Annotated in this window: 14 protein-coding genes and 1 pseudogene; 4 read left to right on the plus strand and 11 right to left on the minus strand. The window is 44.1% G+C overall.

Annotated elements, in window-relative coordinates:
* Window position 1 precedes the first annotated feature (1 nt).
* Window positions 2–1,522 (minus strand): aldehyde dehydrogenase, encoded by a 1,521-nt coding sequence (gene adh / locus ACBP55_RS37870; protein WP_464648764.1) that lies wholly within the window; start codon window positions 1,520–1,522, stop codon window positions 2–4.
* Window positions 1,523–1,762: 240 nt separating this feature from the next.
* On the opposite strand from adh, the gene ACBP55_RS37875 reads away from it, so the two are divergent.
* The 4 genes from ACBP55_RS37875 (at window position 1,763) to ACBP55_RS37890 (ending at window position 5,575) form a co-directional block, all read left to right on the plus strand.
* A complete protein-coding gene (locus tag ACBP55_RS37875) occupies window positions 1,763–3,514 on the plus strand; it encodes a sigma-54-dependent Fis family transcriptional regulator (protein ID WP_464653566.1) in 1,752 nt (583 codons plus the stop codon).
* A 117-nt stretch (window positions 3,515–3,631) separates the two neighbouring features.
* Window positions 3,632–4,606 carry a helix-turn-helix transcriptional regulator gene (locus tag ACBP55_RS37880; RefSeq protein WP_464648766.1) on the plus strand — a complete coding sequence of 325 codons (975 nt, stop codon included), beginning with the start codon at window positions 3,632–3,634 and terminating at the stop codon, window positions 4,604–4,606.
* 62 nt (window positions 4,607–4,668) lie between these two features.
* Window positions 4,669–5,064 carry a VOC family protein gene (locus ACBP55_RS37885; RefSeq protein ID WP_464648767.1) on the plus strand — a complete coding sequence of 132 codons (396 nt, stop codon included), beginning with the start codon at window positions 4,669–4,671 and terminating at the stop codon, window positions 5,062–5,064.
* Between the two features lie 4 nt (window positions 5,065–5,068).
* On the plus strand, window positions 5,069–5,575 hold the full coding sequence (locus tag ACBP55_RS37890) for a DinB family protein (protein ID WP_464648769.1): 507 nt from the start codon (window positions 5,069–5,071) through the stop codon (window positions 5,573–5,575).
* Window positions 5,576–5,577: 2 nt separating this feature from the next.
* Here the strand turns inward: ACBP55_RS37890 and ACBP55_RS37895 are convergent, their stop codons facing one another.
* The 10 genes and pseudogenes from ACBP55_RS37895 to ACBP55_RS37940 form a co-directional block, all read right to left on the minus strand.
* Complete coding sequence (locus ACBP55_RS37895; protein WP_464648771.1) at window positions 5,578–6,567, minus strand: asparaginase; 990 nt, start codon at window positions 6,565–6,567, stop codon at window positions 5,578–5,580.
* Between the two features lie 125 nt (window positions 6,568–6,692).
* Window positions 6,693–7,416 (minus strand): annotated as a pseudogene (locus tag ACBP55_RS37900) (amino acid ABC transporter ATP-binding protein).
* Window positions 7,413–8,069, minus strand: coding sequence for an amino acid ABC transporter permease (locus ACBP55_RS37905; protein ID WP_029198109.1), 657 nt, complete (start codon window positions 8,067–8,069; stop codon window positions 7,413–7,415). Before ACBP55_RS37905 ends, ACBP55_RS37900 begins: the two are co-directional and overlap by 4 nt.
* 97 nt (window positions 8,070–8,166) lie before the next feature.
* The gene (locus tag ACBP55_RS37910; protein WP_464648773.1) at window positions 8,167–8,976 is read right to left on the minus strand and encodes a transporter substrate-binding domain-containing protein; all 810 of its coding nucleotides are present in this window, start codon (window positions 8,974–8,976) and stop codon (window positions 8,167–8,169) included.
* Between the two features lie 289 nt (window positions 8,977–9,265).
* Window positions 9,266–10,159, minus strand: a complete 894-nt coding sequence (locus ACBP55_RS37915) for a response regulator (protein ID WP_464648775.1) — start codon at window positions 10,157–10,159, stop codon at window positions 9,266–9,268.
* Window positions 10,134–11,447 (minus strand): ATP-binding protein, encoded by a 1,314-nt coding sequence (locus ACBP55_RS37920; RefSeq protein WP_464648777.1) that lies wholly within the window; start codon window positions 11,445–11,447, stop codon window positions 10,134–10,136. Before ACBP55_RS37920 ends, ACBP55_RS37915 begins: the two co-directional genes overlap by 26 nt.
* Window positions 11,448–11,604: 157 nt before the next feature.
* Window positions 11,605–13,488: an ABC transporter permease gene (locus tag ACBP55_RS37925; RefSeq protein WP_464648779.1), complete on the minus strand. Its 1,884-nt coding sequence runs from the start codon at window positions 13,486–13,488 to the stop codon at window positions 11,605–11,607.
* Window positions 13,463–14,227 carry an ABC transporter ATP-binding protein gene (locus ACBP55_RS37930; protein ID WP_464648781.1) on the minus strand — a complete coding sequence of 255 codons (765 nt, stop codon included), beginning with the start codon at window positions 14,225–14,227 and terminating at the stop codon, window positions 13,463–13,465. The genes ACBP55_RS37925 and ACBP55_RS37930 overlap by 26 nt, the downstream gene beginning before the upstream one ends.
* Window positions 14,228–14,319: 92 nt before the next feature.
* A complete protein-coding gene (locus ACBP55_RS37935) occupies window positions 14,320–15,321 on the minus strand; it encodes a sensor histidine kinase (protein WP_464648783.1) in 1,002 nt (333 codons plus the stop codon).
* Window positions 15,318–16,025, minus strand: a complete 708-nt coding sequence (locus ACBP55_RS37940) for a response regulator transcription factor (protein WP_464653568.1) — start codon at window positions 16,023–16,025, stop codon at window positions 15,318–15,320. The genes ACBP55_RS37935 and ACBP55_RS37940 overlap by 4 nt, the downstream gene beginning before the upstream one ends.
* Window positions 16,026–16,087: the final 62 nt, after the last annotated feature.

Here is a 16,087-nt window from a genome sequence, read left to right on the forward strand (position 1 = left end):
CTTAGAAGAAGCCCAGTGCGTCAGGGCTGTAGCTGACGAGTAGATTTTTGGTTTGCTGGTAATGGGAGAGCATCATTTTGTGATTCTCACGGCCAATGCCCGAGCTCTTATATCCGCCGAAGGCCGCATGAGCAGGATACGCATGGTAGCAATTCGTCCATACGCGGCCGGCTTGAATACTGCGCCCCATCCGGTAGGCCGTGTTCATGTCGCGCGTCCAAACACCGGAGCCAAGACCATAGAGCGTGTCATTCGCGATCGCCAGCGCTTCTTCCTGATCCTTGAACGTCGTAACGGAAAGAACCGGTCCGAAAATCTCCTCTTGGAAGATTCTCATTTTGTTATGCCCCTTCAGAACTGTCGGCTGAATGTAGTAGCCTTCGGAAATATCTCCTTCCACCTTTGCCCGGCCTCCGCCGATCAGACATTCAGCACCTTCCTCTGCACCGATATGGATATAGCTCATAATTTTCTCAACCTGCTCGGTAGAGGCTTGTGCACCAATCATCGTTTCCGTATCCAGAGGGTTGCCTTGTTTGATGGCTGCGACTCGCTTCAATGCTCTTTCCATAAATTGATCATAAATCGATTCCTGAATTAATGCGCGTGACGGGCTGGTGCAGACTTCACCTTGATTCAGGGCGAACATCGCAAAGCCTTCGAGCGCTTTATTGAAGAAAGCATCATCACTAGCGAGCACATCTTCAAAGAAAATGTTCGGCGACTTGCCACCCAGTTCCAAGGTAACCGGTATCAGGTTTTGCGAAGCATACTGCATAATTAGGCGACCTGTCGTCGTCTCGCCAGTAAAGGCTATTTTCGCGATCCGGCTGCTCGAGGCAAGCGGTTTGCCCGCTTCAAGCCCGAAGCCGTTGACGATATTGATTACGCCCGGCGGCAGCAAATCTTGGATGAGCTCTATCAGCACCAATATGGAGGCCGGCGTTTGCTCTGCGGGTTTCAGAACGACCGCATTTCCGGCTGCAAGTGCCGGAGCAAGCTTCCATGTCGCCATAAGCAGCGGAAAGTTCCACGGTATAATCTGACCGACGACACCAAGAGGCTCGTTAAAATGGTAAGCCACCATATTATCATCCAATTGGCTGAGCGAGCCCTCCTGGGCGCGAATGCATCCTGCAAAATAGCGAAAATGATCGATCGCCAGTGGCAGATCAGCCGCAAGCGTTTCCCGAACCGGCTTCCCGTTATCCCAGGTTTCGGCAACCGCAAGCATTTCCAAATTCGCTTCCATGCGATCGGCAATTTTATTTAAAATGACGGCACGCTCCGCAACGGACGTGCGCCCCCATGCGTCCTTTGCAGCATGCGCGGCATCTAAAGCCAGCTCGATATCCTCTGAAGATGAGCGTGGAACCTCGCAGAAAACACGGTTATTTACAGGTGATGGATTGTCAAAGTATTGGCCCTTAACAGGCGCAGTCCACTGTCCTCCAATAAAATTTTCGTACCGTTTTTTAAATGTAACCTTTGATCCGTTTTGTCCAGGTTGTGCATAAATCATCTAGCTCAGCCTCCTTAAAATGGAATACGTTAAATATATTAGCAAGGATCGTGCCAACCTATAGAATGCCGTCCAATAAGGCTTTATAGTGAGCGCTTACTCGTTTTTGTTCCGCTCTGAAACAACAGAAGTGTTCCATTTTGGGACATTCTTTCTTTCAGCTCTCCATTAATAAAAGCAACTATGATATGATCGGGTTAGGAAACCGATTGCAATGGAGGTGTATGTTTTTTGCTATCCGTGGAAAATAACTTTTTATCAGAAGCGGCGGCGTCATCTTGGAAGCGCTGTCACGAACTTGGTTTAATGCCCACCGACCCCATTGACGATGACATCTTAACCGGAAGCCACATTCAATCTCTATTAAGGCAAAACGAGCAAACCATACATTACACGGAGCAAATATTCGAGCAAATGCACACAGGCATCAAGCAAACCGGCCAGATGGCGCTGCTTATCGATTCGGAGGGAACCATTATTCACACCGCTGGAGATATCGATTTCTCCCGCCGGGCGTTAGCGGTTCAGCTGCAAGTAGGAGCAAATTGGGCCGAGAGAAGAAAAGGAACCAATGCCATTGGTGTCGCCCTCGCAGAGAAAAAACCCGTACGTGTGCATGCCGAAGAGCATTATTTCAACTCCAATCACTTCTTGACCTGCGCCTCAGCACCCGTCTTCAATTCAATCGGCGAGCTGATCGGTATCATCAATATTAGCGGCAAACAAGAGAATTACCACGCCTATACGTTTACACTTGCCTGTATGGCAGCCCATTCCTTGCAGAACAAAATTCTGCTGGAAGAGTCGAAGAAGGAGCATCTCATTACCCTCAGAGAACTCGAGCATTCCTCACTAAATCATCCTTTACCGCTGCTCTCTCTAAGCCGGGATAACCGCATCCTTCGTGCTAATCATGCCGCCATCCGCATTGTTGGAAGTGACGCAATTGGCAAAGTGTTTACGAAGTTGGAAGGCTTTTCGGTCGAAACCATTCATAATGAGCATCAGAAGCTGTGGCAGTCCGTCTCCATTGAGAAGCAGGCGGCAAACGAGCAGCATTTCTATACGTTTAGGGATATTGTCGGCACGTGTCCGACCATCATACAGAAGAAAGAGCTGGCCAAGAAGGCGGCAGCGACTGATTTTCCTGTCTTATTATTGGGTGAAAGCGGCGTGGGGAAAGAATTGTTCGCGCAATCCATTCATACGGCTAGCACCCGGTCGGCGGAACCGTTCATTGCGCTGAATTGCAGTGCCATCCCGGACAGCCTGGTCGAGAGTGAATTGTTCGGATACGCTCGCGGCGCTTTCACGGGAGCGAACAAAGCCGGCAATGCCGGGAAATTCGAGGCCGCGCATAAGGGTACTATTTTTCTCGATGAAATAGGCGACATGCCTCTACGTGCGCAGGCTGCTTTATTAAGAGTACTCCAGGAAGGCACGATTACTCCGGTAGGCAGCGCGAAGAGCAAAGCAATTGACATCAGAGTCATTGCTGCAACGAATAAGGACTTGGCCACGGAGATAAAGGCAGGTCGATTTCGGACTGATTTGTATTACCGCTTGAAGGGGATACATATCACGCTGCCGTCCTTACGGGAAAGAAGCGATATGTTGACATTAGCCGTTCATTTACTCCAGAAGCATGCTTCGCCCTGTCCATTCATAACGGAAGCAGCGCAGCAAAAGCTGTTAACCTACAGCTGGCCGGGCAATATTAGAGAGCTTAGCGGCATTCTTATGCAAGCGGTCTTCCTAGCTGGAGGACAGGCGATTGACGCTGAGCATCTATCTTTCGAAGAATCCGACGAGGCAGAACAAGCAGGATCAGGCAAAGATCACCCACTCACGTTGAAGGACGCGGAAATCACGGCGATCAAGAAGGCGCTGAAGGCCTCGGAATGGAACCTTAGCAAGGCGGCCGGACAATTGAAAATTGGAAGAACGACGCTATATCGTAAAATTGAGGAGTACGGCATAACGTTATTTTAACGATATATGATTAGAAACTAGCGCCCTATCTCTCAGAGATTGGGTGTTTTTTTCATCGGTCTATCAATGATATGATGAAGCCACATGGAAAGCATTCCTGTGAAAGGAGTACGGGTTATGTCAAAAGCAGATCATATGCTTTCTATCCTGTGGTTGCTCAAATCTCAGAAGCGAATAACAGCCAAACAGCTTGCTGAGAAGCTGGAAATTAACATCCGAACCGTCTATCGATATATCGATGCCTTATGTGCCAGCGGGGTCCCGATTATATCGGATTCCGGCCATAATGGCGGTTATAGCCTGCTCGGTCAGTTCAATGAAGCACCGCTTGTATTTGATCTGGATGAACAAAAAGCGTTAATTCACGCTGCAGCCTTTGCCCAGGAGGCGGGGTATCCGTTTGGAGAGAAATTGAGTCAGGCCGTCGCCAAGCTGAAGATGTACACCAATCAGGAACAACGCACTCAAATCACTCTGCATGAACAAGGTCTTGACGTTATTCTTCCTCAAGCTGATGCATCGCAAGTATCCCTGCTTCAAGAAGTGGAAATTGCGGTAGCTCAAAGAGTAACGCTATTCATGCATTATCAAAAAGGCTACGGATCTGTAGCCGAAGCTCGTCATTTGGATCCTTATGGACTCGTTTGCTGGAAAAGCAAATGGTATGTGGTCGGTCATTGTCATCTTCGCAAAGAAATTCGAAGCTTTCGTATCGATCGTATTCGAAAGTTGGATTCAACGGAGAAGACGTTTGATCGACCTGCTGATTTCTCGGCGCGTAAATTTATTCTATCAGGTGTCCTGCCTGATTCAGATAAACCAGAAGAACTCATATCTGTCAAAATTACTGGAAGAGAGCAAGCTCTAGATGATCTATGTGGTCATTGGTATCTAGCCCATGCGTTGATAGCACGTTCGCAACTTGAAGCTCATTTTAAACTGGAAGAGCGATACATCCTGTCTGAGCTTCCATACTTTCTTCTGTCTTATGGGGGAACCATTCAAATTAAAGAGCCGCAGCTGCTCCAAAACCAAATGATTGAGGTAACTAAACAATTATACAATTATTATGCGGCCGCGCAGCTTGACTGACCGTTTCTGTCAGTGAAGATGGGCTACAATGGGTCTTAAGCGAAACCTAAGGAGGAAAGAACATGAATTTATTACAAGTTCGTATTTTGGTAGATGATTTTCGCAAAAGCGCAGCTTTTTATCGGGATCAATTAGAATTGAAAACTGACTGGTATGAGGAGTCGATGGAATACGCATTGTTCAACACAGGCGCTGCTCGAATCGAGCTGCTGTCCCGCAAAGCAATGGGCGAAGCACTGGGAGAAGATTTAGGGCAAAACGGCAGCTATGCAACGAATTTTGTACTCAATATTGAAGTTGAAAATATAGATGATACCTACCAGCGTTTATCAGATAAAGGCATCGAATTTGTCAAAGAACCATTTAATCATCCGACATGGAATGGACGACTTGCCCATTTTCGGGATGCAGATGGCACATTAATAGAACTTTATCAAGCAAAAATGAAAGAGGATTGATCCGATGTCTACTCAAATTCTCAAAAATTACGAGTATCATGTATGGGCTAATAAGCGGGTTTTCGCTCGTTTAGAGGAACTGCCGGAGGAGATTTTGCTGCAGGAGATGAGCAATGTATTTCCAACCATCTATGCCGGACTTGTGCATATATACAGAGTGGATACTGTCTGGTTGTCCGGCATGAAGGGAAGCAGCTATGAGCAAACCAAAGGGCTGCTCGTCACTGTTGAAGAAAAGACCAAAGGGAAAAGCTTGAAACAATTAGGGGCCGCCTTCTCGGAGCTAGCCGAGGCTTATAAAGCCTTTCTGAATAGCGGTGCCGATTGGCAAGCTGTGAAAGACTTTCCGCATCCCACCTATGGCATCTTGCATGCCAGCATCGAAGAGCTTGTTCACCACGTCGTTAATCATGGCACTTACCACCGCGGCAACATCACTTCGATGCTCCGTCAACTCGGACATGCAGGCGTACCTAGTGATTATGTGTTGTATTTGTATGATGTAAATTAATATTATAGCGTGGTATCATCGGCGATCGACATTTCCATCATTTCCTTGATCTCTTTGAGGTCATTGCTCTTGCCTAGTGCCCACATCAATTTCGGAACAATCGCTTCTTTATTCATATCCTTCGACGAAATAATCTGTTCTCTGCCAACTCTTCGTCCAACTTCGTAAAGCGTCAGATCGCCGCCTTCTTCCAGACATTGTGTCGTAATGACAACAGCGACTCCAGCTTCTATAAGCTCAATGATTTTCGGAAGGAGGTTGCGACCTTGGGTAGGAACCCCTCCTAATCCAAAGCCTTCAATGATCACACCTCTATAGTGCTGTTTCAGATAGTCAAAAAGTTCAGGCTTCGTACCTGGATGCAGCTTCAACAAAAAAACATCGGGACATAGCGATATGTCCAGCTTCATCTCTTGATTTTGAACAGGTAAGACAGACGCAGTGTACTTGATTTCATCGCCTTCAAAGTAAGCCACATACGGATGATTAATGCTTTCAAAGGCGTCATAGCTGCGGGTTCTCACCTTCACGGCTCTTGTCCCGTTGATCACCTTGCCGTCAAACACAATAAATACACCGCCAATGTTTTCACAGGCAAACTGGGCAGCATTACGCATGTTATGAATGGCATCTGTATGATTGTTATGGATAGGAACCTGAGAACCCGTAATAACAACCGGCTTACTCATATTTTGCAGCATATAGGAAAGCGCGGCTGATGTATAACTCATCGTATCCGTTCCGTGCGTGATCACAAATCCATCATAGTCATCATAATTCTTATACACGGCTTCCGCGATGCGAACCCAAAATTCAGGCTGCATATTCGTGCTGTCAATTTCCATCAGTACGTTACTGTCTACCTGGTACAGGTGATTGTGTGCCGGCAAATAGCTGATCAGTTCATCGGCCGTCATCCCCGGGGTCAATCCATCCTCCCCAACCACGGATGCGATGGTTCCACCCGTAGCTAACAAAAGTATCTTTTTCATAGAACGTTCCTTTCGCGTGGTTTCCGGTTTCATAAACAGATAACAAGTAGAAAACCTCTATCAAGGCCGTTCAAAAATGAGCGACCTGCTAGAGGTGAATTTGTATAACCATATTATAAATCTATTTATAAGATTTTGCTAAGAAATGCTTGGGTACGTTCGTGTTTGGGGGAATCGAATAGTTCGGAAGGTGAGCCTTCTTCGACAATATACCCTCCATCCATGAAGATGACACGATCTGCCACCTCGCGAGCGAAGCCCATTTCATGCGTAACGACAATCATAGTGATTCCTTCATGGGCCAAATCCTTCATGACTTGCAGCACTTCGCCGACCATCTCGGGGTCTAAGGCCGAAGTCGGTTCATCGAATAACATCACACGCGGATTCATAGCCAGCGCACGGGCAATGGCTACACGCTGCTGTTGTCCACCGGACAACTGATCAGGGTAAGCATCCCGCTTCCCAGCTTAGGCCGACTTTGTTCAGCAATTCCATGGCTTTTTGTTCATTTTGCTGCTTATCTGTCTTTTTAATGTGCTTCGGGGCAAGCATGATATTTTCCAATACGGTCAAATGAGGAAATAAGTTAAAGAGCTGAAAAACCATGCCTACATTTTGGCGTAATTGATCGATATTCGTGTTAGGTGACGTCACTTCGACATCGCCGATCACGACTTTTCCAGATGTCACATCCTCAAGCAGATTCAGACAACGCAGGAATGTACTCTTCCCTGATCCAGAGGGTCCAATCACGCAAACTACTTCTTTCTCTTGGATCGTAGTCGAAATATCTTTCAGCACTTCGTTCGTACCGAATTTCTTTTTCAAGTTTTGTACGACGATCATTTGGATGCATACCTCCTCTCAAATACGCGAGCTAAGCGGGATAAAGCATAGATGATAATGAAGTAGATGACACCTACAACTCCCCAAATCTCAAAAGCACGATAGTTGGCAGAGATAATAATCTCCCCGCTCTGTGTCAATTCGTTAATGCCGATAACGGACAAAAGGGAAGTATCCTTAATACTTACAATGAATTGATTGACGAAAGCAGGCACCATCCGTCGAATGGCTTGCGGTAGAATGACCAATCGCATCGTCAACCATTTACTTAATCCCAAGGAGCGCGCCGCTTCCATCTGTCCTCTGTTAATAGAGTTGATGCCTCCACGGAAAATCTCCGCTATATAAGCACCGGCATTCAAGCTGATGGCAATAATACCTGCGGTTTCTGCCGGTATCCGAATATCAAAGAAAGCGGGTATACCGAAATACTCAAAGAAAACCTGTACTAACAACGGTGTTCCCCGAATGATATCAACATAAGAAGTAGCAATAGCTCGGAGAATTTTACTGGAAGAAACATTCATCAAACCCGTAATTAAACCTATAAGAAAAGCGATCGGTAAAGAGATGATAACAATTTTAAAGGTAATTAGAGCGCCTTTCATCAACATGGGTAGTGCATCTACAATAACCTGCAACGAGGAAGTCACCGGATCCCAACCCTTCCTTTTTTATTGGATTCATAATGACGCTAACCTTCTGAAGCCCATCGAACATTGGGTGACAAAAGGTTAGCGCTTGTGTTATCTATTTAGTGGATTTTCCCATATATGTGCTGATGATTTCATCATATTTGCCGTTAGCTTTTACCTTTTTGAGTCCATCATTAACTTTCTTCATCAATTCTTCGTTTTCTTTACTCACTGCAATACCGTAGTTATCGCCGTTCAAACGATCCCCAACAATTTTCAGCTTGGAGTTAGGATCAACTGCAATCTTGTACGAGATCACCGGAAAGTCTTCTATCGTTACATCAGCGTTTTTATTGGCAACTTCCTGATACATGGCCGGACTATCGTCGAAATACTTCACTGTCGCGCCATATTTTTTACCATATTCATCGGCAAGCTTAGCTCCGGCTGTACCTTTTTTAATAGCAATGACTTTCCCCTTCAAGTCTTCTGGGGTTTTGATCGTTGTATTATCGTCTCGAACGATAAGCGAAAGCCCCGCTTGATAATACGGATCCGAAAGGCCAACAACCTGTTTACGTTCGTCCGTAATACTGATGCCAGCAATAGCGCCATCTAATTGTTTGGATGTAATAGCAGGGATAATTCCTTTAAAATTCATAGGTTTTAATTCAACTTCAAATCCCTCTTCTTTGGCAATTGCGTTGAGTAAATCAATATCTATTCCAATGTACTTGCCATCTTTTTGAAACTCAAAAGGGGGATACGTCGCATCCGTACCGAACGTGTATTTCTTAACTGCTGCTGTTGTTTGTGCAGGTTGCGTAGTCTGCGTAGACTTATTATCCGTAGCAGCACCATTTCCGCAAGCACTAAGTGTTAAAGCTATAACCGTTCCCAGTACTACTGATAAACCTTTTTTCATGTAAAAGACCCCTTTTCTTCTATTAAATTTTTTAAATCGAATGATTTGATGATCTTGTAATACATACTACCTCCCGCTCTACAGCATCATACAGAATCCTACAAAAACGATCACACGACATGAAAATAAAGTTTACATGTCCGACGAGAAAAATCATTAGAAAAATTTGTATCCGATTACATTTTCGATTGGCATCTATTTCATGTGATGATATATCACAGTGAAATAAAAAAAGGAATCCAAACTCCCCGTCCGTTCATTTCTAGACTCGAGAGGTTGAATTCCTTGCTCAACTATTTAATTTTTCTAGGGTTTCCATATAAAATACTTGCAAAAACTTCTTGATGTTTACTTTTCCTCTATCGGGCTGCATATCTACGTCCATGACTTTCATCCTCATCCGAATATCCTGGAAATCAAAGTACAGCGGCGCATAATATTCGAATTTAGGATTACTATAGTCGGTTAAACCGATCGAAGCCATATTATTTAGGGCAGCCATAATCGTCCGTCGAATGCGTTGTTCAATCGCCTTGCTCTCTTTCTCAATATCTTTCTGACCTTGTTTATAGGTGTGGGCGACAGACTCGTACAATTCTTTTAAAGGAGGGAAACTCGTTGCCTCTCTATGTTCGATGGCATTCTCCATTAAAGCTATGATGTCTTTACTGCCAATCTCACCGATGATTCCCAAATCCATGAGAATGGTCTTCACCACATCACGAACTTTTCGTTCTTTACGGGGAGAGGTTGGTCCAGCGATATCTAATTTGGCTAAAGATTGCTTGATCTCAGACACATACCGCTCATATTTCCACTGCTCATTGACTTTGCTCAAAACGTGCTCTACTTCTACGCGATTGATCGGCTTATGAATAAAGAATTCGATGCCTTTTTGATAAGCTTCACCTACCATGTCCTTATTTTCAATTTGTGAAATCATAATGAATTTTCCGTCGTACCCGCTGTTTTTTAATTGCGTGATCGTCTCAATACCATCCTGATCCGGCATCAATAAATCAATCAACACGACATCCGGTTTCGATTTAAGGATCATTCGAGTCCCCTCAATCCCACCTTCAGCCGTCCCTATAACCTCGCCAATGCCGCATTCATCAATAATATCTTGCAGCATACTTCTGCAAACGACATCATCATCAACGATCATAATGGAAAGTGCCATCGACTCTACCCTCTTTAATTAGACTTGTTAGTGGGAGACGAACAACAAACTGAGTACCGCTTGCATTCTCTGGCGATGCTACTGCGATACTTCCCCCGAAGGAATGAACAATATCGCGGACATGAGAAAGACCGATTCCGGTTGCTGCTATCCCTTCTTCATTGTATTTGGTCGTGTAACCAGGTTCGAAAATAAGTGCCTTCTTATGATCAGGAATGCCTTTTCCGGAATCTTGGACTATAAAATGTACGTCTTCTTCTTTTTCAAAGACCCGAATATGTATGGTTCCATTTTTCTCTATAGCTTCAACAGCATTTGCAACTAGGTTATTTATGATGGTCAGCAAAGGCACATAGTGCGTCGTGTTCTGATTAAATGCCAGTTCATTTTCAATGATAATCTTTTTCTTTAGCATTTCGCTATATTCTTGATTACCCTTTACGACAAAGTGCAGGATCTCCGAAAGACTCATATGAACGACAACTTCGCTATCGAATAATTTCAATAAACCTGCCAAAATACGTTGGGAATCCTTCTTTACTTCATGGATTTGTTGGGCAATTCCTAATGTACGCTGACTATAACCTTTGAGATTATCCTCATTTAATTTCCGATAGAGGTCATAGCTATCAGCGGTAATCCCCTCGATGGTATCCATGGCTTTTTTCAAATAAAAGGCTTCTCCATACAATCCAGAATTGATGTTTAGCATCTGCTCCATCCGCTTTTCCTGTTCTGCATGGAGTAACCGCATCTGACTAATAGCGATACTGTTGTAAAGACCGATTGCAAAATAACTGCGTACTACAGCTATGACCATTATAAGCAACCATTCTTTAAAATAAAAGGTATTCGTACCGAGGAATACCCCACGCAGTAAGAGCTCCGTTTCATTAGAAACGAAGTCAATTAATGCGATATATCCACCTAAAATGAGGGGATGAAATTCGTTCAATCTTTTTTGAAACTTACTCATTCCAAATGCAAACACAACATAGTAACAACCGGCTGCCACATTATTCTGCAAGCTCTCCAGAATCGTATAGGAATGAACGTGAGTGATCCATTCTCCCGCTTGAACGATCATGCTAAGGATCCCCGTGAGGATACCCGTTTTCACATAGGGCAGATGCGGCATGAGCAATAAAAAAAATAAAAAGATACTAACCCCAAGACCAATGCGAAAATAATCGTTGCTAAAGGGATTGATCTTGAATTGTGCGCCGGTGGCCGTAGCTATAGCGATCACGATCATTTGCAATCTTTCGTTTTTGACTAAATTCTGCATCTTTCGATTCGCACCTACTTGATAGGTCAAATTTTAACCGCTACCCATGAACATAAATTCTAATGCTTTATACTAGCATACATGACCCCTCATTTGAAAAAAAATTTAGCCGTCATTTCTGCTGCGGTTGACCTCGCATGCAAATGACGGCTGCATTTTAAATGGCTGCTTTAATTTGTTTGGTATAGAAAAAGCGAACGATGAAAAAATAGACAACTTGTATGGCGGCAAAGATGCATAGTACACTGGCGGACTCTGTAAACAAATTATAGTTAAACATATGGGATAATGCCGTAAGGGCCACCGCCCCGTGGACAAGCGCCACAACAATCGGCGCGAAGAAAAGAATCGCCGTTTGTCTGTTAAGTACTTTTTTCAATTCGGTTTCAGTCAAACCCATTTTGGCTATGGCTTTAAACTTTTGTTTATCGTCGTCTAAATCCGTATAGAGGCGGAAATATAGAAAGCTTCCAGCCGAAACGAAAAAGACAATGCCTATAAACAATCCAATGAACAACACCGGTCCATAGGTTCTATTTAAATCATATACTTCGTAATCAACAGCAGCTAGCTCATGCCTTCCAACCTGTTTACTTACAATCTCTCCTGCTTGAATAACAGCCTGCTGCTGGCTTCCTTTCGCCTGCCATACATGAAACCTCTTTTGTTCAATTGCATTTGGAAGCTGCTCGTAGGCTTCATCTTTGACGACATAATAATCATACATTTCCGTAAAAACTCTTGAACTGACAATGGTATTAGGCTGCAGCGTTATGCCGGATTGCAGCTTAATAGGCTGCTTCAGCTGTTTATCATCTCGGTTATTCCCTAATCTTTCAAAATGAACGACTGCCGACTGCCCGTCTTGCAGGTTGATTTTACCCGCTCCAATTACACTTGCAAAGCGATTATAATCAGACTGCTTAGCGATCAATGTAAGCGACTTTTGTTCATTTATGCGATAGTAACTGAGTATGGCTTGTGCCTTCACGGTCTCGATTTGCTTGCTTCCTAATTGATCGTCGATGAAAGCGATATCCTTCTCTTCCTTATCCTTACTCTTGTCCTTTTCTGCCGTATAGGTCAATGTGTAGGGGTTTTGTGCTTTCGTTGAACCTGTGGTTACCGATTGAAGTCCATAAAGTGACCCAATGGCGCAAAAGGCTACGGTTGAAATAATGGCAACCATGAAAAATGTCCGCGCATTATCCTTCATTCGAAACGAAAGATCAGCGAACAGCAGCATATTGGTTTTCCGCCAGAAGATGGAATCCCTGTTCTTAATACTGCGAATCACATAAACACTTAATTGGGTAAACAACAGATAGGTCCCTAGGATCACCACAATAATAACCGGCAGCATGACAACGAAGACAAGGGTCCCTTTCGCGATCAAAGCGAAGAAGTAACCAATCCCGAGCAATGCAATAGCTGTTATGGTTAAAAATACAGAGGCCTTTGGTTCTCCTTTGGACTTCTTATCTCCTTTAATCAGGTTGATTAACTTTCCGCTGCGCAGGACAAAAGAGACAACAAATGAAATGAACAGAAATAACATGGTAAAAGAAACAAACGATATGATCATTGCCTTCAATGGCACATAGAAATTCAGCTCGGTTCCGATAATTAGAACGTTTTCAGCTGTTAGCAAGATTCCTTTTGCAAAAACTAATCCTAGACCAATGCCCCCTATTGTTGCGAAAAATCCGATTAACATGTTTTCACAAAATACCATCGAACGGATTTGTCTGGTGGACATGCCTAGCATCATCAATAGCCCAAATTCTTTCTTGCGAGACTGCAGAAAAGAGCTCATCGAATACAAAACGAAGAAAAAGGAAAAGACATAAATGATTCCTGAAGCTATATTAAGACCAAAGGTTGCTTTGGAATTCACCGCTTCTCCGTTCAGCGCCGGATGGAAAGCAAAAATGGCAAAAGTGAAAAATACCATCACCATGAACATACTGCTTAGAAAATAGGCCGCGTACAGTCTCTTATTGCGTGAGACGTTATTAAACGCGAATTGACGAAAGGTCATTTGCGTTACCTCCCAATAAAGAGAGTGTATCGATAATCTTCTGGAAGAAGACCTGACGATTATCGCCGCGATGAATTTCGGAATAAAACCTTCCATCTCGGATGAAGACGACCCGGTTGCAATAGCTGGCTGCTTGAGGATCATGCGTTACGAGCATCATCGTTGTTTGTTCGGTTTGATTGATGGATTCGAGCATTTCCATAACATCCTTCGATGCCTTTGAATCCAGATTTCCAGTCGGTTCATCTGCAAGCAACAGCTTAGGCGTATGAATCATCGCTCTGGCAACTGCAGCTCTCTGCGCTTGCCCGCCAGATATCTCATACGTCCGCTTTTTCATAATATCCGTAATCCCAAGTTTCTTGGCTATTTCATTTGCTTTTTGCTTCATCTCGCTGACTCTTTTACCATCCAACGTCAAAGGCAGGACAATGTTTTCTTCAACGGTTAACGTGTGTAGGAGGTTAAAGTCTTGAAACACAAAACCCAACTCACGTCGGCGGAATTTAGCCAAGTCGTTTTTGCTTAGATGATGCGGATTATGGCCAGCGATTAGGATCTCGCCAGTTGTCGGTTCATCAATCGTTGCGACCATATTCAGCAGGGTTGTTTTACCGCTGCCAGACGGACCCATGATTCCAACAAATTCACCTGATTCAATGGTTAAATCTATATCCGATAAAGCGCGGTAGGCGATCTTCCCCTCATAGATTTTACTTGCTTGTTTCACTTTCAGCATCACGAAAGCCCCCTTCAAATAGTCGTCATTCGATCTCTGATTAGTGTACCGCTATCGACCGAATCCAACTATTGATTCTTCTTTCACTTTCCTTACACGGATGTAAGGTTCTGCGATGACGCGAAAATAATTCGAAATGTCGTACCTTCGTAAACTTCCGAATCAAGCTCTATGCGATGCCCCAGATGTTCGGCTGCCTCCTTTGTTAAATAAAGCCCCATTCCCGTCGATTCCCTGAATTTGCGCCCATTTTCCCCTGTATAGAAAGGGTTGAATATACGAGTTTTATCGGTATCCGGGATGCCCACTCCGAAGTCAGTTACCTCTAGTATCGCTTCCTTATCTTTCTCGTATAGGGAAATGATCACTTTCTTGCTTTTCCCTGCTGAATATTTCACCGCATTATTGACAAGTTGTGAAAGCATAAAAAACAGCCATTTTTCATCCGTCTCTACGACGATTCCTTCCTTAGATTCCTGCAATTGAGGATACACCTGATTACGGATGTAGAAACGTTTATTTTCCTGGTTCACTTCATTCACGATTTTGGACAGAACGACAGGTTTGACATGAAAATCCTGCTCAATCGTTCGAAGACGCGCCATATACAGAATCGTATTTAACCCTGTCTTCATTCGTTCCGTCTCTTCGCGAATATAAGAAGATTCCGGTTCATCCAAATTTCGAGCGGTGAGTTCGATGACTGACAGAGGTGTTTTCATCTGGTGTACCCATTGGTCCATAAACTTCAAATGTTCCTCTTGTCGATGCTCTGCCGTTTTAATTTGTTGCTGGTAATGCTTATATTGACTTCGCAACAGCTGATTGAAAGCTTCCGACACCGGAGTTTGCTCCGTTTTCTGGAAGGAATCATCCAGTGACGCAAGTGGGTTGCTAAGGCGTTGATAGAAGCTGCGGCGGCTATAGTATTGATATAACAGATAGCAGCCAAGAAAGAAAAATCCGAGGAAAATGCCGTAAAGAGCCGGTGCCATATTGCGATATCCATCAAGCCAGTAAACGCCTAGAATCGTAATAAATTGAATGACCTGCAAAGCCAGCAAAAGAGAATGCTCTTTGATAAATAACTTCATTGATCTCCCGCCTTCGTCCATGTAACGTTCAGACGATATCCGGCGCCTCTCACCGTTTCCACTGCATCTTCGATGCCTAGCTCAAGAAATTTTTTCCTAACGCGTGTAATGTTTACATTGAGCGTATTTTCATCTACATACGCTTGATCGTCCCACAGCTTTTCAAGTAAATCTTCACGACCAGCTACGCGCGGGTAGCGCTCCATCAGGCTTTCGATAATGTCTGCTTCTTTTTTTGTCAGGGAAGCAGCTTTTGTACCGAATATGAATTCCAGCCTTTCTGGATAAAGTTTAAGCCCTTCTCTTTCCAGTACTCGCTCGCCAACCTTCACCGCATATTCCCCGTAAGCACGACGAAGCTGACTGCGAATTTTGGCTAAAACAATTTCAGCATGAAACGGCTTCGTAATAAAGTCATCTCCGCCATTTTCCAGCGCCATAACCTGATCCATTTCACCTGTTCGCGCTGATATGAATATCACAGGACAGATCGATTGCGTACGAATCTGCCGACACCAATAATACCCGTCATAGCTGGGGAGATTGATATCGAGAAGCACGAGATCCGGCTTATTTTTATGAAAATCATCCATTACGCGATCAAAATCAGCTACTATTGTTACGTTATAGCCGTATTTTTTTATGTAAGACTGTAAGAGCTCGGCAATTTTAGGATCATCTTCTACTATCATAATGGTTTGCACATCTGTCTCTCCTTCCGATTGGCGGCGCACTTTTAGTATGAATAAAAAAGACTGCCAAGTAA

The sequence above is a fragment of the Paenibacillus sp. WG02 genome (genome assembly GCF_055396115.1).